The 23,709-nt window shown below is 35.7% G+C and carries 19 protein-coding genes and 1 pseudogene; 9 read left to right on the plus strand and 11 right to left on the minus strand.

Annotated features, from left to right (window positions below):
• Positions 1-1,214: 1,214 nt before the first annotated feature.
• A complete protein-coding gene (locus ASG21_RS06895) occupies positions 1,215-1,487 on the minus strand; it encodes a hypothetical protein (RefSeq protein ID WP_056077427.1) in 273 nt (90 codons plus the stop codon).
• 319 nt (positions 1,488-1,806) lie between these two features.
• Here ASG21_RS06895 and ASG21_RS06900 point away from each other — a divergent pair, with 319 nt between their 5' ends.
• From ASG21_RS06900 to ASG21_RS06915, 4 genes are all read left to right on the plus strand, one after another.
• Positions 1,807-2,982: a PQQ-dependent sugar dehydrogenase gene (locus ASG21_RS06900; protein WP_056077431.1), complete on the plus strand. Its 1,176-nt coding sequence runs from the start codon at positions 1,807-1,809 to the stop codon at positions 2,980-2,982.
• Positions 2,983-2,987: 5 nt separating this feature from the next.
• Complete coding sequence (locus ASG21_RS06905; protein WP_056077434.1) at positions 2,988-3,953, plus strand: hypothetical protein; 966 nt, start codon at positions 2,988-2,990, stop codon at positions 3,951-3,953.
• A 507-nt stretch (positions 3,954-4,460) separates the two neighbouring features.
• On the plus strand, positions 4,461-4,724 hold the full coding sequence (locus ASG21_RS06910) for a hypothetical protein (RefSeq protein WP_128414234.1): 264 nt from the start codon (positions 4,461-4,463) through the stop codon (positions 4,722-4,724).
• Between the two features lie 56 nt (positions 4,725-4,780).
• Entirely contained in the window at positions 4,781-5,374 is a 594-nt protein-coding gene (locus ASG21_RS06915) for a hypothetical protein (RefSeq protein ID WP_056077440.1), read from the plus strand.
• Between the two features lie 281 nt (positions 5,375-5,655).
• Here ASG21_RS06915 and ASG21_RS06920 read toward each other — a convergent pair whose 3' ends face one another.
• Entirely contained in the window at positions 5,656-6,117 is a 462-nt protein-coding gene (locus ASG21_RS06920; RefSeq protein ID WP_056077443.1) for a S24 family peptidase, read from the minus strand.
• On the minus strand, positions 6,114-7,370 hold the full coding sequence (locus ASG21_RS06925) for a Y-family DNA polymerase (protein ID WP_056077446.1): 1,257 nt from the start codon (positions 7,368-7,370) through the stop codon (positions 6,114-6,116). Before ASG21_RS06925 ends, ASG21_RS06920 begins: the two co-directional genes overlap by 4 nt.
• 62 nt (positions 7,371-7,432) lie before the next feature.
• Between ASG21_RS06925 and ASG21_RS06930 the strand changes: the two genes are divergently transcribed.
• Positions 7,433-8,098, plus strand: a complete 666-nt coding sequence (locus ASG21_RS06930) for an SOS response-associated peptidase family protein (RefSeq protein WP_056077449.1) — start codon at positions 7,433-7,435, stop codon at positions 8,096-8,098.
• Positions 8,099-8,303: 205 nt separating this feature from the next.
• Here ASG21_RS06930 and ASG21_RS06935 read toward each other — a convergent pair whose 3' ends face one another.
• Entirely contained in the window at positions 8,304-9,530 is a 1,227-nt protein-coding gene (locus ASG21_RS06935; RefSeq protein WP_056077452.1) for a serine hydrolase domain-containing protein, read from the minus strand.
• Positions 9,531-9,666: 136 nt separating this feature from the next.
• Positions 9,667-10,047 (minus strand): hypothetical protein, encoded by a 381-nt coding sequence (locus ASG21_RS06940; protein ID WP_056077454.1) that lies wholly within the window; start codon positions 10,045-10,047, stop codon positions 9,667-9,669.
• Between the two features lie 1,405 nt (positions 10,048-11,452).
• Here ASG21_RS06940 and ASG21_RS06945 point away from each other — a divergent pair.
• A complete protein-coding gene (locus ASG21_RS06945) occupies positions 11,453-12,217 on the plus strand; it encodes a succinate dehydrogenase/fumarate reductase iron-sulfur subunit (RefSeq protein WP_056077457.1) in 765 nt (254 codons plus the stop codon).
• Positions 12,218-12,806: 589 nt separating this feature from the next.
• Here ASG21_RS06945 and ASG21_RS06950 read toward each other — a convergent pair.
• Positions 12,807-14,336, minus strand: coding sequence for an FAD-dependent oxidoreductase (locus ASG21_RS06950; protein WP_056077460.1), 1,530 nt, complete (start codon positions 14,334-14,336; stop codon positions 12,807-12,809).
• Between the two features lie 1,234 nt (positions 14,337-15,570).
• On the opposite strand from ASG21_RS06950, the gene ASG21_RS06955 reads away from it, so the two are divergent.
• Both ASG21_RS06955 and ASG21_RS06960 read left to right on the plus strand, forming a co-directional pair.
• Positions 15,571-16,122, plus strand: coding sequence for a ferritin-like domain-containing protein (locus ASG21_RS06955; RefSeq protein WP_056077463.1), 552 nt, complete (start codon positions 15,571-15,573; stop codon positions 16,120-16,122).
• 657 nt (positions 16,123-16,779) lie between these two features.
• A complete protein-coding gene (locus ASG21_RS06960; RefSeq protein ID WP_056077465.1) occupies positions 16,780-17,379 on the plus strand; it encodes a Crp/Fnr family transcriptional regulator in 600 nt (199 codons plus the stop codon).
• 366 nt (positions 17,380-17,745) lie between these two features.
• Here the strand turns inward: ASG21_RS06960 and ASG21_RS06965 are convergent, their stop codons facing one another.
• The 5 genes from ASG21_RS06965 to ASG21_RS06985 all read right to left on the minus strand — a co-directional run bounded on the left by ASG21_RS06965 (position 17,746) and on the right by ASG21_RS06985 (position 22,234).
• Positions 17,746-18,678, minus strand: coding sequence for an SDR family oxidoreductase (locus tag ASG21_RS06965; protein WP_082482380.1), 933 nt, complete (start codon positions 18,676-18,678; stop codon positions 17,746-17,748).
• 49 nt (positions 18,679-18,727) lie between these two features.
• The gene (locus ASG21_RS06970) at positions 18,728-19,186 is read right to left on the minus strand and encodes a PA2169 family four-helix-bundle protein (RefSeq protein WP_056077472.1); all 459 of its coding nucleotides are present in this window, start codon (positions 19,184-19,186) and stop codon (positions 18,728-18,730) included.
• A 206-nt stretch (positions 19,187-19,392) separates the two neighbouring features.
• Positions 19,393-20,865 carry an alpha-amylase gene (locus tag ASG21_RS06975; RefSeq protein WP_056077474.1) on the minus strand — a complete coding sequence of 491 codons (1,473 nt, stop codon included), beginning with the start codon at positions 20,863-20,865 and terminating at the stop codon, positions 19,393-19,395.
• An 8-nt stretch (positions 20,866-20,873) separates the two neighbouring features.
• Entirely contained in the window at positions 20,874-21,638 is a 765-nt protein-coding gene (locus ASG21_RS06980; RefSeq protein WP_056077479.1) for an SDR family oxidoreductase, read from the minus strand.
• Between the two features lie 35 nt (positions 21,639-21,673).
• Positions 21,674-22,234, minus strand: a complete 561-nt coding sequence (locus ASG21_RS06985; protein WP_241773469.1) for a CinA family protein — start codon at positions 22,232-22,234, stop codon at positions 21,674-21,676.
• A 1,199-nt stretch (positions 22,235-23,433) separates the two neighbouring features.
• Between ASG21_RS06985 and ASG21_RS20575 the strand changes: the two are divergent.
• Positions 23,434-23,709, plus strand: a pseudogene (locus ASG21_RS20575) (stress-induced protein); the annotation flags it as partial.

The following is a 23,709-nucleotide window of genomic DNA, read 5'->3' on the forward strand; positions in this document are numbered from 1 at the left end:
TAATGCGGAATCTACTCTTGAAAATGTTGCCTTCGGAGAAAAAGCAGCAATAGAAGCATATGAAAGTGCACTAAATGACGGAACTCTCTGTCCACAAAGCACATCAGTCGTTTCGGAGCAGCTTTCCAAGCTCAGATCATCTTTCAATAAATTTGCGAATCTTGAAAAAGCGTAGACTAGCAGAAAAGCTTAAAGCATTAGATGTAATGGTTTATTAGTCATTACATTTCAATCCATAATTATAATTATTATAGCTAACTCCTAAGGAAAGTATTCTTAGGAGTTTTTTTATAGATTCAGCACAATGTTTAGGACAGAAATCCCATAAGATACAAAACACAAAACCTGAACAAAAGATTTTTGCTCAGGTCTAATAATTATTTTGACCTATAATCTTTATCAGACTTCAGGAGTATATACATGTATTTTCATTTCGATTTGATTTAAATTATTGCTGAAAGGTGGAGGACGTGCACACAATGCAGCATGGAACTTTATATTCTAAATGTACTATGATCGCGGCAGGTCGATAATAATCGCTAAATTCATACGATCCGACAATCAAAAATGAACTTATCCTTATTTTTATTAATTTTCGTAATTGAAAGATATGTATATTTGCATAACACATCTTGAGACAAAATTTGTTACTTAACTCGTTACAAAAAAATTAGATCCATTAAGGATTTAATTTTTTTTTGCTTTATTTAGTAGTGTGAACTTGTTCTACTCCAAATAAGTGCTTTTACGGCTTATAATAACTACTAATAAATTTATTTATTAGTAATCTATTGTTCATTTTGGATATTTCCAAAATTATAATGCAGCCTATAATACTTCACTAAAATTCAATATGTGGCACTGTATAAAGAATGATTAGAAACATATTTGTTATTAAGAAAGTCAGTACTATTACAGTTGGGATTCTTTTTATATATGTAAGTATCAAAACTACAGATGCCTGATAAAAATAGATCACAATTTCTTCAATACTTGCTCCAAAACAATGCTTAAAATTCAAATTAAACACATCGGCTGATGCTTTGCAAAACATTCTTATAAGGAATATCATACTTGTTAACGCCATTACAACTATTTTGAGTTTCATAATATGATTTATTCGAAAGTTTTTTCAAATTGCTGATCGTTTTTAAGATTCATAAGTGGTTTTTTGTAATCTTTTAAATGTTGTTAAAATATCTTCTTATTTTTAATCAAATGATTTCGTCAACTCGGCGTTGCATCGCACTGTTTAAAATCTGCTCAGCTTCGGAGAAGAAAATGTTAATTGATATTTCAAAACCATTTTGCATAAAAAAAGTAACATGCCCGTCATTGTTATAACTTAAAAATACAACATTGCAAGCATTTACTGGAACCGGCTCTCCTAAAAGTTTTACATTTTCAAGAGAGTTAGGTTTTTTAATACTTAAAATGATTGAATGCTTGATATAAATTAAACCATTATCAGTACATTTTAACTTCATACTGTAAATTTAAAATTTTTATGGAACAAGACCAGAGTAAATTTATCTAATCAGAAATTATTTGATTTTTTGTTGGTCTAAGTCTGGTCTTTTTTTATTAATTTCAAAATACTTCATAGCTGTACCTTCGTCAGTAAATCGAAGGATGTCATATAGGTGTGATCAGGATCATAACATTTACTTTGATTTATTCGGTAAATTTACTAAACACCAAAGCAGAAATATTTTTTATAATGCAGATTCTCCAGGGAATTTGCTTATGAAATAAAGATTTATGGATTTACTGCACGGCTTAGTTTGATTACTTAAATCTAAAAATATGAACAGTAAAACTATTTTAAAAAGTCTTCCTGTAGTCGCAGCTTTATCATTTTCGCATGTGACGGCACAGCGTGGAATTCCTCCTAAAGACATTGTGACTATTACCCACACAACAAATTATCCTGAACATCTTGATTTTCTTCCCGAGATGGTTAATCTTTTAAAAGTTCCGGACGGCTGGACGGTTTCGATAGCCGCTTCCGGGCTGGGGAAGCCCAGAATGCTTTACCATACGCCTGATGGAATCTATATTACCAGGCGCGATACCGGGGATGTACTTCTTTTACAGGACATTAATGGTGATGGTAAATATGAGCAGGTCAAAACCGTAGCTGCTGAATTCAAAGGAGTTCACGGCATCACTGTGAAGGATGGATTAATGTATTTGTGCAATAATAATGAATTACGCAGATACAAGATTAATCAGGGTGGAACACTTTCAGACAAAGAAATGCTTTTTGATGATATGCCAAGCGCAGGACAGCACCCGAACAGAACCATGGACTTCGGACCTGATGGAAAACTGTATATCTCAATCGGAACGCTTTGTAATGATTGTAAAGAGTCAGACCGGGAGGCTGCTACCATGATACAGGTAGATATTTCAACAGGAAAAAGAATAATTTTCGCTTCGGGACTTCGAAACACCATAGGTTTTGATTGGCATCCTCAAACGAATGAACTTTGGGGAATGGATAATGGAGGGGATGCGAAGGGAGATGACTGGCCACCTGAAGAATTAAATAATATTAAGGAAGGTAAAAATTATGGATATCCTTTTGCCTATGCTAAAAAAGAAGTTGACAAAACCCGTGAAGACCCTGCCGGAAACAGCAAAGAAAAATGGGTAGAAACTACTGAACCTTCCTCAGCTGAATATCAGGCGCATATGGCTCCTATCGGATATCAGTTTTTTCCGGCAGAATCCGTTTTCAGCGGTGATGCATTGGTCAGCTGGCACGGATCATGGAACAGAAGCAAGCCTGTGGGTTTTAAAGTACAGCGCATCAGATTTTTGAACGGTAAACCAACAGGAGCAGAAGATTTTCTGACCGGATTTCTACAAGGCAAAACGAGATTCGGAAGGCCTGCGGGTGTAGCAATCACAAGATCCGGTATTGTTTATATTTCTGATGATGCCAATGGAGTTCTTTACAGTATTAAGCAAAAATAAAACATATGAAAAAAATAATAGCATGTATATTAATGGTGGGTTGTGCATCTGCAATTCCTGATCAGCCAACCGCACGAATAGAATTCAATGCTCCTGAATCTTATCCCGAAGGAATTACCTACGACAATACGTCTGATGTGTTTTTTGTTTCTTCAGCAAGGCTAGGCAGTGTTGGAAAAGTTACTCCTGCGGGAGTTTACAGTCCGCTGATTAATGATCCTTCGTTCAAATCAACCTACGGCATGAAAATTCACCCCGATGGAAAACGGTTATTTTTTTGTGTAAGTGATGCAAATTACAGCAAGTTTACTTCTCCTGATACCAGAAAAAAGATGGCCAGGCTTATCGGTATTGATATGGTGACGGGAAAGAAAACTGATGATATTGATCTGTCAAAGTTAACTTCCGGAAATCATTTTGCAAACGATTTGACATTTGACGATCAAAAAAATGCTTATGTGACCGACAGTTTTTCGAATGTGATTTATAAAGTTAGCTCAGGAGGTCAGGCATCGGTTTTTGCTGAAAGTCCGTTGTTCAAAACGGAAGGGGTAGGACTTAACGGAATTGTTTATCATCCCTCTGGGTATCTGCTGACAGTGAGCAGCGGGACAGGGGCAATTTATAAGATTGATGTAAAAAATCCTAAAAACGTCATCAGGGTTGCTACCGACCAGTTTTTTATGAACGGTGATGGCCTTTTACTGATGGGAAATCAGAAGCTTATCGTAGTGCAAAATGGAGGAAGCGATAAAATATATGAACTTACTTCAGAAGATAATTTCACTTCAGCAAAACTATCAGCATCTACCTTGGCTGCTGACAGATTCACATATCCTTCTACAGCGGCACTGGCAAAAGATAAAGTGTGGGTTATGAATGCAAAATTTTCTGAACTTACAGACAGTACCAACGTACCTTCGAAAAGATTTGAAATTCAGCATGCGAGATTTATGCCTCTGCCAAAATAGTGTTTTGATAATGAATAAATTTATGGATAATTGCAGCAGAATTAATTATAGTATCAACTGATTGTTATAATCGGTTGCAGATCAACTGGCACAACTTTAATTAGATTGAGATCAGAAATCAGTTCAGATCAATTTTTATTTTAAAAGTGAGTACTCCTGACAATTTTCATTGCCAGGAGTTTTCATAAGAGTTCCTAAAAATAGAACCGCTATAGCTTTAGTATAAAATTTTTCGGTTTTCAGTACATACTACTTTTTCCTGCTCCATTTTTTTATTTGTTCTGACGGTTGTTTTTGCACACAGGCCGGTAAGTAAGGCTAATTGCTGTCTTTTAATAGATATAACAGACAAAATGAGGGCTGATTAATTTGCTATAATTTTTATTGGTTGCTCTGGTTAAGAGTGCCAATCTCTTCGGCTTTAATCTTATCTTTTGAATCAAATATCTTTAAAATGTATTTATGATTTGTCAGCACTAAATCCATAGGTAAAACTCTTTTAAAGTTATGATCTTAAACGATTACCTTGAATACTTGATTTATCTTTGCAAAATGGAAAATGTTGAAGAATTAGAAAAACAAATAATTGAGGTTTTGAAAATCCAATTCGAAAGAACTGGCGGGGCGAATGGAACTGACTTCGCCGATGTTGATGCAATCTTAAAGATGTCTATTGAAGACCGAAACGCATTTTTGAGCAGAATGGAAACAGAGAAAAAGATTATATATATAAGTCCACTTAACGGCAGAACGCTGAGTTTACCCAAATAGTATTTACATTTTTATGGACTCTTTTTTGTTGTTTGTAATCTTTTAGAACTCAGCTTATGTTAGACAGTCAATTATTAGAAATATACTCTAAATACCTTCCTTACAACGTTAAAACTGATAAAGGAGTTTTGTGCGGATTAATAAATGGAGATAAAGCCCTCACAAAGAATGATAGTGGTGAAATTTTGGAATATCATATACAGGATATCAGACTTCACCTTAATCCAATTGAAAAACTAATTGTAGAAGTTGATGAAATGTATGGAACCAAAATTACTCCTATATTAGAATTGGCAATTGTAGGGGAAGGCGGACCAATTTGGGTTCCTAAAGTGAATGGCTTTTTTGATGGTGATAATTATATCTGTGGAGTGCGGTACCGTAATCATCTCAATGAGTTTAAGGCTTTGACATTTTCAAGTAAAAATGGATTTTTGAGTTTTTCAACTACGGAAGAAGATGTAAAGGAAGAGCGAAAAACGATACAGACAAAACATACTCAGCATATGTATGAAATATTGTTTGAACTGCACATAAATCTTTTTGATACCAATATGCACTACTCCGCTTATTTGGACAAATCCAGGTATATAATTAAAGAAAATGTTAATACACGATACAGGGAAACTCAAGTGGGAATTGACCTTTAAACAAAATAGGAGAACAAAAATATTATTCCTTTTTCTTTTATTAAGTATATTTGACTGTGGAGAATATGTTCTGGGAAATTCTTATCGTTCGTCAGACTCCAGGCATATTCAAGCCACGAGAAGACTCCATTGTCATTTTCGATGGCTAGATATTAAAACTCACTTCCTCATAATCTTCCTGATATTGGATGAATCCAACCATGTCTTTATTTGGTACTGCATCCGGCGATTATGTCATTTCCTGTAAAATAACCATTGTTTTTTTATTCAAATCCACAGGTCTAAAAGTCTAGTGATTCAATATTTCTGAAGATCGTTTTTACAACGCCTCTGGTTTCTACAATTTCTTCAATACCAATAGCGATTTCCGGAAAGTCTTTGTTTAGTGGTGTCAGACAGTTTTTTTGCAAATCAATTTTCTTTGCTGAAAAGCCTTCTCCCGGCATGTACACTAGGACGAGTTTTCCATCTGCAGCTTCTTCATCGGATCTGATGATCATAAAATCTCCCGGCATTATATATGGGTAGTTTGACATTCCTTTGGCTCTTCCAATGAATGTAGCTTCCGGTTTCGAAAGAAATTTTTCGTCCAGACTTATCCGTTTACCAGAAAAGTCTTCGGCAGGCGAGGGAAAGCCGTTCGCAATATTCTCATGCACTTCAACATAAAACCTGTCACCATCCTTTTTTACCGGAAAGAATTCTATTTCATTAAATATATTTTCTGCCTTCTTTAAAATCATGATATCTCAATTAGATCGTTCCACTTAGTAGTATAACATTTTGAAAGCCTTTCCCGAAGCATTTTTTCTCTCTTTTTTAAATCATTGGAGGCAAGTGTTACCACCGGATCCATCTTGGAAATATTCAACTGATCTAAAACCTTCATCAGTTTTTCATGTTTCGGACTTTCATTAAAAAATAAATTTCCCTGTTTGTATGGTTCCGGAGTAATTTCGTGAACAACAACACCAGTTTTCTTGTAACCGTAATTTGGTTTATAAATGATGTCCAAAGCTTTCTTTGCATATTTAGCAATCGTAATATTAGAATTTGACGCAAATGGAAGACTGATCACCACTTTGTTTGCGTATTGCATTTCATGCACTTTAAACTGGTTTGTAATCACAAATACTTCAACTTTGCTGCAGTATGATCCTTCTCTTCTCAGTTTTTCAGCACATCTGGTGGCATATGTTGAAACTCTTTCACAAAGATTTTCATACAGGTATTCATCTTTTGCAAAACTTCTGGTCGTTGCAATTGCTTTTTTCCTTTCAGTTTCTTCGAGATCCAAATAATTTAATCCAGAAAGTTCTTTTTTAAGCCTTAATCCAACAATACTCAATTCTTTCTGAACAGTATAATCATCGAGCTGCGTGAAATCGTAAGCGGTTTTACAACCCCAACCAACCAACTTTTTAGAAAGCTGCCGGCCAATTCCCCAAACATCTTCTATTGCCAGCCATTTCAAAGCTTTGATTCTTTTCTCATCATTGTCAATCACATAAACTCCGTTCCAACGGTCTGAAAATTTCTTTGCAATTTTATTGGCAACCTTTGCTAAAGCTTTGGTGGGAGCAAAACCTACAGAGACAGGAAGCCAGCAGTTTTTGCGAATCGTGGTTCTCATTTTCTGACCGTAATCATCCAGATTATAATTTTCGAAACCGGTAAATTTTAAAAATATTTCGTCTATTGAATAGACTTCAACTTCCGGAGAAAACTCTGAGAGTGTATTCATCACTCTTTTACTCATGTCGTCATACAACTCATAGTTGCTGGAAAAAATATGAAGATCCTTATTCTTCTCAAATTCCTTAAGCATGAAAGCCGGCAATCCCATTTTAATACCAATTTCTTTAGCCTCGTTGCTTCGTGCAATTACACATCCATCGTTATTCGACAGCACAACAACAGGCTTTCCGTTGAGTTCCGGCTGGAAGGCTCTTTCGGAAGATGCGTAGAAATTGTTACAGTCAACTAAAGCAAACATAATAATCAGGGAATGAAATTTGGTGTAAAGTTAGATAAAAATTAATCCGAAAAACGTACCATATGTGCTACAGATTTTCCACACAGTTTACAGCAAAGCAGCTTGAAGAATATTATACGGCGTATGAAATTGAAAATGAATATTACTTAGAGCCCGAATTGAATGGTTTTGATCATCCGAGAACTGCACTAATATTGGATGATGCACCTGATGAAATTGTCACAGGAATCTGGGGACTGTTACCTGCGTGGGCTAAATCTGACTTTTACAAAAAAGCCAATACTTTAAATGCCCAAATAGAGACTATTGATACAAAGGCGTCTTATAAAAACTATGAAGAAAACAGATGTCTAATACCTGCACATTTGTTTTATGAATGGCAGTGGCTCGATCCTAAAGGAAAGGAAAAGAAAAAATTTCAAATAGGATTAAAGAATCATCATGTATGGTCCTTTGCAGGAATTTACAGCATCTGGACTCATGCTAAAACCGGTAATCAATACAAGACCTACAGCATCGTCACAACAGAGGCAAACGAACTGATGGCAAAAATCCACAATACAAAAAAAAGAATGCCTGTATGCTTAAATAAAGATTCAGGTAATGCCTGGCTGCAAGGTAGAGATCGTATGGACTTCTCATTTCCAAATTATGACCCTGATCTCATTACTGAAGAAATCGCTCCCGGAATCGTGGATTTGTTTTCGCCTGCGAAGAATAGTGACTAGCATATTATTGGCTGTATAATCCTGATAATATTATTTCTATTATTGTGCCAGTGAAAAAGTCTCTTCTTACGTTATGTTGTTATACAGCTGTTTAGCGTATTGATAATGTCTGATAAATTGTTATGTTAGTTCTTGCATCAGCGAGATTGCGAATTGGTAGATTATTTAAATAAGGAAACTCACCCTACAGATATTCAATTATATCTTAATGTGCAAATTGGGTCTGGTATTTCTCTAATGCATTCCATATATCAAAGAACACTTTTTTGCCATCTTTGTCAGAAAAATTAGTGTTTAAAATCATTATCCTTCCCAAACCAGTCTTCGGATCAAAAAACAGCATTGACACAGTCCCTGGATCTCCGCCTGTATGTCCGATATAACCTGTATATCCAAACCCCATAAGAATACCAACATTATATGATTCGTTGTAGGGGTTTTTGATGTTTCTTTCTGTAAAATTGACCTCAGATAGCTGTGGTCTGAAATATTCAGCATAGCTCTCTTTCGTAAGCAAAGCTCCCTGACCTTTATAACCTCTGATCAACTCGGACAGATACTTACTCAAATCATCGATATTGGTCATAAATCCACCATCAGGATAGGTTACCAGTTCATAGTGGGGAAGTGGGGTCTCAGGATTTTCATACAGCCTTGAAAACTTTCTAAAATTTATATCTTCAAAATTCCATCCTGAATCTTTCATCTTCAGTGGTTCAAGAATATACTGCTTCGTAAAATCCCTGAACGACTGATTCGCAGCCTTCTCTATAATATAGGCAGCTAGAGCTGTAGCAACATTGGAATATTCATAAACAGTTCCCGGCTTATTGGCGGAGAAACTGCCGCATTTCCATTTCCCTTTTTCTGTCAGCACGTTTTCAAAAAAAGCTTTCATTGACATTATGGAATCTGAGGGATTAAAGTTTTGGTCATCATCAAAGGTCATCTTCATTCCTTTCAGATCCTGATTCGATTTCAGGTAATAGTTTCTGGATAAATAAAATTGATTATCGGTAACAGATGATGTATGAGTCGCAAGCTGACGGATGGTAATGCTTTCATTAGGAAATTTAGGATTAACCACTTTAAAATCCAGATACTGACCGATTGGGTCATCCAGCTTCAGTATCCCCATTTCCTGAGCTTTCAGTAATGCAATACCGACTAAGGTTTTTGACACAGAACCGATATTCTGAACAGTTTCTACGGTATATTTCTTATGAGCATCTACATCAGCAAATCCAAATCCTTTTTGGTATAAGCTCCCTTCAGCATCAACAATCGAAACCGCAAAACCATTGAACTTCCCTTTACTGTAAATTGAATCAATTTTCCCGGTCAAAGAACTTCCGGATTGATTAGTCTGCTGCGATGCTGAGCATGAAGCAAGGATATAAACTGAAACAAACAATAAAAATATTCTGGGCATAGTCTTTTTAAATAAGACCATTAAATTAAGGTTTTTGTTACATCTCACAGAAAATTATGCAGTTTGTTAGTAGAAGTTTACATGCACAACCAAAATACCACAATCATAAAAACTTTTTAAGATCAATATTCTTAGTCTAGGTGGCTTTCGAAAGGGCTGAGTTCAACTCATAATTATTAAGCACCAATTTTAAGATAAAATATACATAATCCTGCTCAAATAATGATTGGTTCTTCGCTTCTTTATTTATTTGAAAGGATTGTAAATCTTTAGTTAACTGCTCATAGATAATTAAGTCGTCACCAATCACACGTATTCGCGAGTTGCCATCAATTTTCTTGATGAGTTGATCATTCAGGGTTCGTACTTTTACAAAGACTTCAATTAATTTAGGATTAAGATTCATGCGTCCAGTATATCTCTCAATAATGTTGATTTTAAATGATTCAAATGTAATAGTATTAAATAGGAGTTTTGAAGAAGGATCCTGAATGTTGATTTCTAGTTTGTAATTCATGAATTTGATGTTGTTATTCTAACTTAGAATTTAAGCGCTTAAATTTATAAAAGAATTTTTTTTACCAGTATGTTTAAGAACATAGTTTCTGACATAAAATAATTTGGAGTTAAATATTTTATGTCAACAGATCTTAAATATCGTCCTCAATTCGTGCTTACGGTCATAAAGACAGATAACATACATGGTATTTTTGAGTATTATTATGATTCACAAATCTTTAAGATTATCAATCACAAAAAATGGCTAGTTATGATTATTGATGAAAAGCTACTCATAGCTGGTAAACTGAATTAATCACTCTTTCAAAAGATGGTGATCTGTTCAGTGGAGATATTCCTAAGAATCATTTTTCATGTAAAAAGTGGATGCTTAAAAGTCATCAATGATAGAGAAGAAATAGTCAATTTATTCATGACTTTTTTAATACTGGAAACTCAGAAGGTGAAACCTTTTACATACTGAAAATCGTTATAACTTAACTGTAATTGCACTTTATTTCACGTAGTGTTTATGTATTGCCGAGGGAAACATTCTACAAATTCCTCTTAAATTCCTCAAACATACATTCCAGACTCATTCATCCTATTTCTGACAGCAACAGCTACAGGATGACGTTAATAAATCAGATAGCGTGTAGTCAACCACGTAAAAAATAATCGCAGTAATTGATGACTTTAAGATGTTGAAAAATCATCGAAAAAAAGCGATACGAGGTTCCATCAACAACAGTATTGGGGCTGCTTGTTGGGACTGCTAAATGCAAGGTAAAACGATGGGATTTGAAAAGAATAGTTAAAATTAGTGATGGGAAATTGTCATTTGGTCATCAAGTAGCATATTTGCGGCATTGTTTCAGATGATGCCAACAGAGAGTTCAGCCGATACTCCCCGATCAATGAATTTGTTGACGCAATCATTTACACTTAGAGCAAATCTAGGTTTGCTCCCTTTCTCAATATAAACTCAAATAATAACAGGAAAACAAAACTTTATTTAAAGCAGCATCTCAAATAAGTCTTCTATTTACACGATTAGAAAAACATTCGATACGACGTGATTAAAGCCCTGTCGGCTTGTGTGCCATGTCATAAATTACGTAGTCAAAGTTTCGATGATGAATCGCTTTCACTACGGATATCGATCATTATACAGTTAAGAAATTCATTAAAATCCTCTCCTTCAAAAATTCTTTTCAGTAAATGGAACAGATGAGTTGGTAAAGTCTTTTGAACATATTTCATAAGAAGAATAAGCCTAGCGGAACTTTAACTTTCCTTGATTTTTTATAAAGTAATAATTAATTTCTAAACACTATATGACTATCCTCATAGTAATGCAATTTACTGTATTGTAGCTTTATAAATCATTCTTGCAAACAGTAATCACCTCACATATAAAGAATATGAATACTATAAAAAATCTCAATTTGACATTAAAGATTTGGAGACAGAAAAATAACCGTTCAAAAGGTTCGTTTGAGATCTACAAAATTTCCGACGTTTCAACAGATTCCTCTTTTCTTGAAATGCTCGATCAACTAAATGCCAATCTTATTGAGCAAAATTTAGAACCGGTATCTTTCGATCATGACTGCAGGGAAGGCATTTGTGGAATGTGCTCTTTATATATCAATGGAAGAGCTCATGGACCCGATACGGGAATTGCGACTTGCCAACTTCATATGAGAATGTTTCATGATGGGCAAACCATCGTTATAGAACCTTTTCGCAGTAAGGCTTTTCCGGTAATTAAGGATCTTATAGTAGATAGGAGCTCATTTGACAGAATTATGGCAGCTGGAGGTTTTATTTCAGTGAATACTTCGGGTAATACATTGGATGCTAACTCAATTTTGGTTGACAAGGATGATGCAGACAAAGCTATGGATGCTGCGGCATGCATCAGCTGTGGAGCTTGTGTTGCGTGTTGCCCAAATGGTGCGGCCATGCTTTTTGTAGGAGCCAAGGTTTCTCATCTTGCATTATTACCGCAAGGGCGTGTAGAAGCCAAAAGACGTGTTCTAAATATGGTTAAGGCCATGGATGATGAAGGATTTGGAAACTGCTCTGTAATTGGGGCTTGCGAGGTTGAATGCCCAAAGCATATTTCGTTAGATAATATTGCAAGAATGAACCGGGAATATATGTCCGCTTGGTTGGATAAATAGATTAATAATTTTGGGCTCTGCTGCTATTGATTAACATATATATATTTCATACCATTTCAGAATATGTATTTAAATATTTAGGGAAATTCACTGAGAGCAGAATCAGGAAATTTAGAATCAATACAAGGGCTTTCAGAAGATCATCCGAAAGTATTTTTTACAGGACGTCTTGGTACTTACAAATACTTAACATCGATCAGGTATTGGCGCAGTTATTTGCGCTTTTCAGAAAGTTAAAAAGTAGGGAAGAGTATGTTCATGAATGATTTCCAGCTTTAAATAAAAACCTTTCAAAAGTTTGCTGGCGGGTGTATTTGAATATGCAGAAAGGATTATGATCACTCAAACGATTGCAATTATAACGTTTCACACTGAGAAACATCGCAAAATAATACGAAACTGTTAAATTGAGATCCTTGACGGAGTTCGGTTGGTATTGAATGGGAACAAGAGTGTCTGCAATCGACAATGAATTTCATGTGTAACTGGGTACAATCAATGTTATAAAAAACAACAGTTATTTTGTATGTTATCAAATAAAGCCTTCTTTTTAGAAGGCTTTATTTGATAAGCTTGTAGATCAAATTGACTATTCGTGATCTATTTTTTTAAGATCAGACATTGCAGGTCCATTCAATAGAGTGCCGTCAATGCAGAAACGAGAACCGTGGCAAGGACAGTCCCATGTAACTTCTGAAGGATTCCAGACAACATTACAGCCTGTATGCGGACAGACAGGGCTCAATAAATGAAGTTCAGATTTCATATCTCTATATGCTGCAATAGTACTACCGTCGTGCTTTATTATTTTACCTTCCCCCGCAGCGATTTTATCTAAATCTTTTATTTTTTCTGCTGAAAATTTATCTTTTACAAAGTGAGTGGTTGCATTAATTACTTCCGAAATTACATTTCTCGCACTGGCTATAGGCTTAACCCTTCCTGGCGACAGTAAATCTGAAAGCGGAGTTGTTTTACCTTCCATTAAATCGGGTATAATCAGTGCGGCCATAGATCCGAATGTCATTCCATTGCCATTATAACCTGTTGATATATAAATATTATTTTCTCCTGGCATCTGTCCTATATAGGCTAAACCATCTGCCGGCACATAGTACTGAGAAGACCATTTTGCAACAATATTTTTATATTTAAAATGTTCATCCAAATATGCCGTTAAATCAGTAAAATGTTGTTCAGTGTCCTCTTCACCACCAGTCATATGGTCATACCCTCCCACAATAATATAGTAGTCGTCATTTGATTTATGATATCTAACGTAGTGATAGGGATCATACAAATCTGCACTTTGCGCCAGATGCATCACCGGATTGTCTAATTTTGCTGTCAACGCATAACTTCTGTAAGGTGCCAATAAAACACTGAAACGGTTATTACCGGGTGGGATATGAGTTGCCCATACTAAATTATCAGCAAAAAAATAAGTTTCACCATCCGTAAGCACTTTTACTTTCCCTTCTTTATTTTCAAAATTCATCACCTGAGTTTCAGTTACGATAGCTCCACCTTCTTTTTCAAATTCTTTGATGAGTTTGTTGATGTATCTTAACGGATGAAACTGGGCCTGTCCTTTAATTTCAATTGCATTTTCAAACGGAAGAGAAAAAGGAATGGTATGAACTTTTACTGTTTCAATACCAACTTTCTGATGAGAATTGAAAATTTTCTCAAGTTGATCATTTTGTTTTTCTTCAGCACTGAAAAGAAATGAACTGCATTCATTGTACTCACAGGAAATGTGATACTTAATGATATTTGATTTTATATATTTTATGGTGTCCTTTGCTGCGCTGGCAAGAGTTTTGGCTCCAAATTCACCAAAATCTGAGATGACTTCATCATATGATGAATCAAAAAAGTTATTAATATGCGCTGTAGTTCCACCTGTGGTTCCAAAGCCTACATTTGCTTTTTCTATAATAAGACATTTTTGTCCTCTGTTTTGTAGTTCCTTTGCTAAGGTAACTCCTGTAATTCCGGCGCCAACAATGATGGTGTCAAAATGTTGGTGAGAAAATTCCAATTCTTTTTTGGATTGATTGTGTGCAGCGGCTGTAGTCGCTTGCCAAAAACTTGTTGTATTTCCGTCTCGGTTCATAGTGATTATTTTTGTGATTAGAGTGTAGTATGTCTGTTAAGAAGAATATGATTGAATACCGTTCCAGCTAAAAAAGACATCGAAATGCAATTTTAATTATATGCAACAGTATAATTACTTTGTACTGATCAAGAATTGTTCCCGGACTTACCAATTACCGTATGAGAAGTCTATATAATATCTTGAGTTTTGCTGACACAGTTAAGATTCCTGAACAAACCCATCAGAGACAGCTGCGCATTATTTACCTATGACGAATTAAAATTAAAATAGTTTTGACTGTATGGATATGACCTAAATCATAATGTACTTTCATGTACAGTGATAGCTTTTTTCGGTGCGGGCACAGTCTGGTCGATGGCGATAAAAAGTGTTATTTTACACAATGCTAAAAGTTATTGTAATCAATACTCAGCAGTACCGGTCAGATCAAATATCAAAATTGATGAGCTATGAAACGGTCCTTTGGGAAATGCAGAATAGACCGTTGAACAAATTCGTGATATGACAAATGGGCGTGGTGCAGATGGCTGTAATGATGCGGGGGATTTGAACCCGATACAGATCTGATTTACCGAGCCAAAGCGGTTATTAATTTTTGAAAAAGATTCGGTAAAAGTTTTAGAAGCGTGTATGAGCGGTGCCAAAAGAGGTGGTTCATTTCAATTTTGGATGTATGTCCCATGGGGATGATAACTTCAGAGTGGGAAAATTGTTTGATAAGGGCTTAACAATAAAAGCCGGGTTAAGTATCCGTTCACCCGATTAATAACAAACTTCTGAATTATTTTGAAACCGGAAGTTAAGCTTGATGATATCATTACCCATCGTCTCGCATTGTATAATGTGGCTATAGGATATGAAATATCCCATACAAGGGAAGACGGTTGTGTTAAAGCAGTACCTGATTCCTGGAGGCATTGTAATAGCTTTAAATATAGCACTTACCTGAACATTATTAAAAAAGTTAAGTCAGTAAAAATAGATCGAATGTGTCTAAAATACCAAAATTGAGAAATGATCCTAGGGTTTAGCCTGTTCTCTGCAAATAACAGATGTGCATAAACTTACTAAAATTGCTGTATAAACGTGGTATGAGTGATTCATCGTTTTTTGAACACAGTAAAAATTTTGTATTATTCATCAGAAAAAGTGAGAAAATGTGGTATCAAGAAGATTGTTCAGGTATCTTATTTGTATTCAGAATCTATCATAAACCCAAATCACTTAGATTATGAAAACATCAGAAAACAAAAACACAGCAGGAAAGGTGAAAGCAAAATCTTCAGCAGCCGAAGGACTGAGAGAACTTTTTATTGATGAACTAAAGGATATCATCTACGCGGAAAGAGCTCTACTGAAAGCATTGCCGAAGATGGCTAAAAATGCTACAGAACCAAAATTGATTGCCGCGATTGAAGAACATGTTGTAGTTACTGAAGGCCAGGTACAGAGACTAGAGAAAATTTTTGAGATTCTGGGAGAATCGAACCGTGGAAAAAAATGTGACGCAATGGAAGGACTTATTAAAGAGGGCGAAAGCATTTTGGAAGATACAGAGGCTGGTCCTGTTAGAGATGCCGGAATTATTTCCGCATCTCAGAAAATTGAACATTATGAAATTGCATCCTACGGAACTTTATCCGCTTTTGCAAAGACTCTTGGTGAAAATGAAGTGGCCGCATTGCTAGCGGAGACTCTGGCAGAAGAAAAAGAAGCCGACGCACTGCTGAGCGATTCCGCATACAATTCGATTAATTTCGAAGCATCTAATGAAGACCAGTGAGTAAATAAGTAAAAATCAGACTGCTACCTCCAGTCTGATTTTTATAATCATAATTTACACAAAATATTTTTCACTACTTAAATATTCATCGGCTAATTTCTGGTTGACCATCACGTCCGCAAGATTTACGGTGTAAACTGCTTTCGCTATAGAGCGCATAGCCGGAGAATTATCACCGCAACCGTAAATTCACGGTACAGTTGTCTGCTCATGGTGATCAATCTTTATCAAACATTTTTGGGTAAAATGTAACTGAAAATGATCCAATAGTTCAGAACATTGTTGTTGACAGTCGATATCATCATATATTCTGATCCTGAGCTCTGGTTTTGTTCTTCTGCTTTTAGGAAACTTGTAAGGATGTTTGAGAAATTAATCCAAATATCACATACCACATAAGCATGTGTAAGGAAAATTACTGATTAGATTGAAAATTTATTTGTGAACTTATGATCGTAGGGGAAGTTATAAAATCGGTGAATTATGCAATAAATACTGGAGATTGTATCATTGCAATTTCAGTATGACTACAAGCATATTTCTCTTCAGGTAGATTTTATAAATTTATGACTCTTTAATGTCAATGATGAATCATCTTGCTTAAGTTATGCCAGAGATTACATTACTTTAAAATACACCAGTCACAAAAATAATTATATGTTTATTAAAGAAGAACTTTTACATAGTCTTGGAGCCATAGAAGAAGATTATAATCCTGGTGATTATATCTTCCGTGAAAATGGCAGTCCACAGTTTTACTTTCAGATAATAACGGGCGAAGTTAAGCTGAACACCTATAATAGTGATGGTAAAGAATTCATTCAAAATATCCTGACATGTAAAAATGCAATTGGCGAATCAACGCTTTTTACCGAAAAGCCTTATCCTATGAATGCAATTGCAATGAGTCGATGTACAATTATCAAAGTTAATAAAACTTCTATGCTCGCGTTCTTAGCACAAAACCCTGAAATCTATTATAATATTTGTAAATCTATTGCCGAGAAACTTAACCATAAGTTCGCTCTCATGCAAAAGATCTCAAGTCCCAGGGCTGAAGAAAGATTGAAAGAGGTGATAGAGCAACTAAAAAAGGAACAACATAGCAACCCACAACCATACACATTTGAAGTTCCCTTCACAAGGCAGCAATTAGCCGCTTTGACAGGACTCTGTTTAGAGACAACGATCAGAACCATAAAAAAAATGGAACGGGCAAAAATACTTTGTATCAAAAATCGTAAAATAATGATTTAATTATTAAATCGATTTATCAGTGGAGTTGTTAAGTACGAGATAGTAAACCTAAGCAGGGCTTATTTAGTAAATTTTAACAAGAAAGATCCTTCTGATACAAAATACATTACACCCTATCAATCTGCAGCGACAGAAGAAAAAGCTGGTGGATTACATTACATAATTATACCCATTGTTACGGGCCCGATGTATGGTTTTGAGCAGAAGTTTCTCACAAAAAAAAGCCAGAACAATTTTATTGTTCTGGTTGATATTCAGAATTCCGGCTACTGCCCTTTCAAATTAGTTGTTCAATCTTTTCTGGTCAGTTTTTGAAATAATGATGAATCTTTTCTACATAACTGATTCCTAATACGGGCTGAATAATTATGGTTGTCCGCTTCCGCCTGCGGAACCGTAGATCTGCCCACTTGCAAAACTGCCATCATTATCTGCAAGCTGTACAAAAATAGATGCAAGTTCAGCCGGCTGTCCCGGCCTTCCAAGAGGGGTGTCGCTACCAAATTTTTCGATATTTTCCTGTGTTTGTCCACCACTGACTTCCAAAGCGGTCCATACCGGTCCGGGTGCTACACCATTCACACGAATTCCTTTTGGACCCAGTTGTTTTGCTAATGATTTCACATAACTTGTTGTTGCTGCTTTAGTCTGCGCATAATCATATAAATCCGCTGAGGGATCGTACGCCTGGACAGATGATAATCCTATTATAGAAGAGCCAGGCGCAAGATGAGGTAGCGCGGCCTTCGTCAGCCAGAATGGAGCGTAGATATTTGTTTTCATAGTGCGGTCAAATTCTTCAGTAGTAATATCTAAAATAGATTCGTGAGTTTTTTGATGTCCTGCATTGTTGACAAGTATGTCTATACCTCCTAATTGCTTAACGGCTTCCTGAATTAAGTGTTGACAAAATAATTCATCACGCAAATCTCCCGGTATAGCGACTGCCTTTCGTCCTGCTGCCTCAATAAGTTTTACAACTTCCTGAGCATCTGATTCCTCCTCAGGTAAATAATTAATCGCTACGTCCGCACCCTCTCTTGCATAAGCAATTGCAGCAGCTCTTCCTATTCCTGAATCTCCGCCGGTAATTAAAGCTCTCCTTCCATTGAGTCTGTTTGATCCTTTATAGGAATTTTCACCATGATCAGGAATCGGATTCATCTTACTAACCAATCCAGGGAAAGGCTGAAATTGTCGTTCAAACGGCGGTTTTGGATGTTTCGTTGTTGGATCCTCAAGTTCTGAATAAACACTTTGTCTTTTAGGCTGTAATTGTTCATTAGTTTCGTTCTCCATTTTATAAATATTTATTGGTAATGTATAGTATTAAGTGAATCGTTTTTCATCAGCCGTTTCTATATTCCTCTATCTTTTGAAATTGTTTGTAAGAAACTTTTAGACTGTGGAGATGTTCTGTAATTAAATCAACACTCTCTGGCAGAAGCTTGCCGCTTTCTAAAGCATTCTGATATGCCTCCACCGCTGCTTTTTCACCAAAAACGACATTGGCTAATGTTGAATCCTCGATGTTGCCTATAGTAAAAGAATTCTTGATGTCAATCCAAGTTCTGTGAATTGATCCCGCCATAGAGGTTGAATCATCGGCCTCGCCGCCAAGCTCTTTAATTTGATTAATGAGCTCATTTTTCATCATTTTTGATTGTGAAATCATGCGATCGTATTCGGCTTTAATGTCAGGATATTTTTCCCAAACTTTTCCTTCTACTTTTTCAAACCCTTCGATCCGGTCATTGGTGATGTGAAGCAATTCGTTGAGCACAGATACTGTTATTTTATTTTCCATAATATATTTGTATTGGTGTAAAATCATGGCACAATAATTATGCCTAGGCGTTATATTACCATACGAAAAAAATGTTTTTAAAAGTTCTTTAAACCGGTTTAGTGACTGTTTTTGTGTATTTTTCACACTTCACTCTTATCCGTTGAGGAATATCAACATGGAAGTCAATATTGCTACGGTCTTATAATGTTTTGGGTGATTCTGCCTTAATTTTTTCTGACCCATACACAAACGGATCCAGGGTTAACTTTGAAAATCCCTATACCCTCATTATCCAAAGTAATTTCGTCGTGTCGATGTTGCAGGAAGTCGTAAAGCACTACTTGTGCACATCGTTTACCTAAATTGATTTCTTTATGTCCTTCGAAGCTATTAGAAATAATAACTACGCAGCCCTGATGTTTTTCATTTCCCGCTCTTGTAAATGCAATGCAGTTTGGATGGTTAAAGTAATTGATCTGTCGGCCATATGCAAACAGTCTTCTTGCGTCCATTAATTTTGATAAAATTTTGACTTTCGGTAGTTTTATATTTATTTCAGTACCATCTCTTATATCGCTGTATTCTGCTCCGAAAAGATCTGGGTAAAATACACAGGGGTAAGATTTTTCACTAAGCAGAATAATTGAGTAGGCAATAGGTTTGAACCAGTCTCTGACGGCAGATTGCAATGCCTGAAGGGGTTGAGTATCGTGATTATCAACAAAAGAAACTGAATAAGCAGGCATTCTTTCTGAAAAACTTCCCTTAAAAAGATTTTGGAGGTCGTAATCTCTTCCTTCTTCAGACGCTCTAAAAAAGTTATAATGTAACGGCACATCAAAACAGGAAATATCTAAATTCATTTCCCTGCAGAAATTTTCGATTTTCTCTGCATCATCTTTCCAGAATTCGCCCAGTATATAATAATCCGGATTGATTTCTGTTTTGATATACGTAATCCATTCTTTTAGAAAATTTGACGAGACATGTTTCAGAGCATCCAGCCTCATTCCGTCAATACTAGTTGTTCCAGCATACCATTTTATCCAATGTTTCATTTCTTCAACGACATATGGGTTTCGATATTCTATATTGGCACCCATCAGAAAATCATAATTTCCAAATTGATGACTTACCGAATCATCCCACTCGCATCCATATTCGTTTTCTATTTTGAAAATTCCTTTCAGATCTTTTCCATCTTTTTCTCCGTAATCAATACCGCTAAAACAGTGGTGATCCCATATAAAATCCGAATACTTACCTTCCCGGCCGGGAAAGGTAAATTTGGTCACTGCCGATACTTCAAATGATTCACTGATAATTTCTGTCCGGTCTTCATTATTGACCTGATGTACACTCATTCTTTCTTCCACATCTGCGCCCATTCGGTGATTTAAAACAAGATCTGCATAAACAGCCAACCCAGCCTCTTGGGCTTTTCTTATAGCATTTAAATATTCTTCTTTTGTCCCATATCGTGTGGGAATCCCTCCCTTTTGATTAAATTCACCCAAGTCGTAAGGATCATATACATCATATCCCCGGCCTTCCAACCCCGAACTACATTTTGTTGCGGGAGGTAGCCATACAGCTGTAAATCCTAAATCTTTTAAATAGACCACTTTTTCTGAAAATTCATTCCAAAGATTTCCAGGATGATACCAATGAAAATATTGTATAATCACTCCATTCATAAGGGCCCTTACCCGTTAACAATCAGACCTCCGTTTGGATGCAGAATCTGCCCGGTAATTTGGGCAGCTGCATCTGTAGCCAGAAAAAGATAACTGGAAGCAATTTCTTCTGCCGTAGCATTTCTTTCTAATGGCGGTTTACTTTCATCGTCTTTTTCTTCACCAAACGTTTTCTCAGTGAGTGGTGTAGCCACCGGACCAGGAGCAACTGCATTTACACGGATTCCTTTGGGCTTTGCCTGCAGAGCCAGCGAGCGCGTAAATGAGACAATAGCTCCTTTTGTGGCAGAATAATCTAGGAGCTCTTCGTGCCCCTGATAAGCAACGGCAGAAGTTGTATTAATAATCGAGCCTCCCTGTTTCAAAAATGGAAATGCTGCCTTAGTCAGTAAGATCATACCTATAATATTCGAGTCAAATGTTTTCCTGATATTTTTCTCTTCGAGTTCTGCGATGCTCTGAGCCGGAATTTGTGTTCCGGCATTATTTACAACAATATCAATTCCCCCAAACTCAGAAACTGTCTTGGAAACTACTTCTTTACAAAAATCATTATCATTGATATCCCCGCCAAAAGCCAGTGTGTGTACCCCAAATTTTTGCAGTTCTTCAACAGTTTTTTCATGATCTTTATTATCATCATCTTTATCCTTATAGTAAATAAAAGAAATATGGGCTTCCTCCTGAGCGAAAAGCAAGGCAATCGCTTTACCTATTCCGCTGTCTGCACCAGTAATGAGTACAGACTTATTTTTTAGCTGTGGGTTTTTCATAATGATATTTTTTGAATGAATAATATTTAATTTTATTAAAGTGTTGTATTTTTTTTATCGATTTGGTTTTTTAAACATTTAAGTATAAATTCAGTATAATAAAGCTGTGCTTCTAAAGTCTTGGTTTCCGGGTGCAGATCGAGTTTTTCTGTTTGAAGAATTTTCTCGTTGTGCGATATAGAAAAGAAAGCAAATAGGTTCATATCAGATTCAGGAACACGGCTCGCATATCCCGTAACAGCCACTGACCATTGGGTTTGAAACATCTTTGCACAATTCAGTGCCATGGTTTCTGCAATATGGGCGGATACACAGTCGAACTCCTGTGCTTCATTTTCATCAACATTGAGATGCAGTACTTTTTGTTTTAATGTGTACACGGTAATACCTCCCTGATAAAAGTCAGATGCGTCTATTGCCTGAGAAAATGAAAACTGCAATAAACCTGAGCTTACGCTTTCAGCAACTGAGACAGTTTCATGATTGACTTTGAATAATATGCCTATCTCATTAACCAATTTTTCAAGATCGATCATTAGATTTTTGTAACTCTCTGCTGATAATTGTTCAGTGTTATAATGTGAAAATTCTGTCATCTTCTAGGATTTTGTAGTGATAAGACTTTGAAATAATTTTTCATCAATCAAACGAATATTGCCAGTGTTTCTTCTACAGTCCAGATAATCTTCTCATAACAACGGTGTAGTATCCGGCTTTTGTGTCGTATCTTCAATATCGCAAGGCGATTGACGTTTCATCGCTATGCGCAGTCAACCGGTTCAATTTTATCTGTGTCGATTTTGAATCTTTATGCAATATTTCTGAATGAGAATTATGCTTTTAAAAAAGCTTTTTTTCATGTTAATCGTGATTTGGTAGGTTGTTTTACTGCAGCTATTAGTAGTACAGCTACTATTTTATGAAATAACAATTTTAAATTATGTTAAAATATGATCTAAATCAATAACAGTATGAAAAACCGATCCTACATGGCGAGCATCTGAAATAAACTGCTTATTTAAAGCCTTCAGTCTTGAAACATTCATGAAGCCATTGATCATATCAGTCGTCATACTTCCAACCTATTTTGGCTTTGGATGTAGGCCTTTTTAAAAAACCTGATCTTAATTTTTTCTGGTTTCCACAACATGATCTGCAGGTAACGATGATAGATATTTGCTACACTCTATATAGCCGAAATTTTAAGAAACTGCAGACTATAACAGCAGAAGAAGGTTAGTGGTATCTTTTAGTGAACTTTCATCACATTATCTCCTGACTGATACACACCCAATAGCAATTTTAATAGGACATTCTGTTAGCTGATATATTCACATTTAAATTGGCAGTATTAGTAAAGAATTACAATACATACTATTATCACATTTAATTTCATAAATACAGTCTATATGACTTTCGTCATAATATACGGTCGTAGTATGTATTAAATTTGATAATACCAAAATCAAATTATTATGAAAAATGTTAAGACTTCAGCAAAGGTGTTGTCTCCATTTCCAGTATGGATGAGTATGGAATTAAGAACTCAATTGTGCACCGTTACAATTTTTCCGTCGTAATTTTTTATATTTTTTTGTGAATTCATTTGTCTTTTAGAAATTGTTCGATTGACAGTGATCAAATGCATTGGTATAATGTATATATTCTCTCACATTTAGACCTTGAGTTTTTTTTGGCTCAGGTTATCATTTATGTCTGACGATAAACAGCGGAACTTCAATACTAGTCACGAATTTTCGCACTCACTCTATATTAATATTTAAAAAATTCAGTTATGAACAACAGAAATTCAAACAATGGCCGCTCAGGGAACAGTTTTTCACACAACAGATCTCTACTTGAAGAAATTTATCAGTTAGGGTATGACCACGGTTTTACCGACGCCACCGAAGATGAGGAATACGACGCCGATTTCTCAGATTATGAAGATTATTATGAAGAAGATTATGACGATGATGATGATGACAATGACGACGAAGATTATGATGATGAGAACTATGAACATGATGACTATTATGACAGCTACGATGATGATGATGATGATGATGAT

Source organism: Chryseobacterium sp. Leaf394 (assembly GCF_001424105.1).
GTDB lineage: Bacteria > Bacteroidota > Bacteroidia > Flavobacteriales > Weeksellaceae > Chryseobacterium.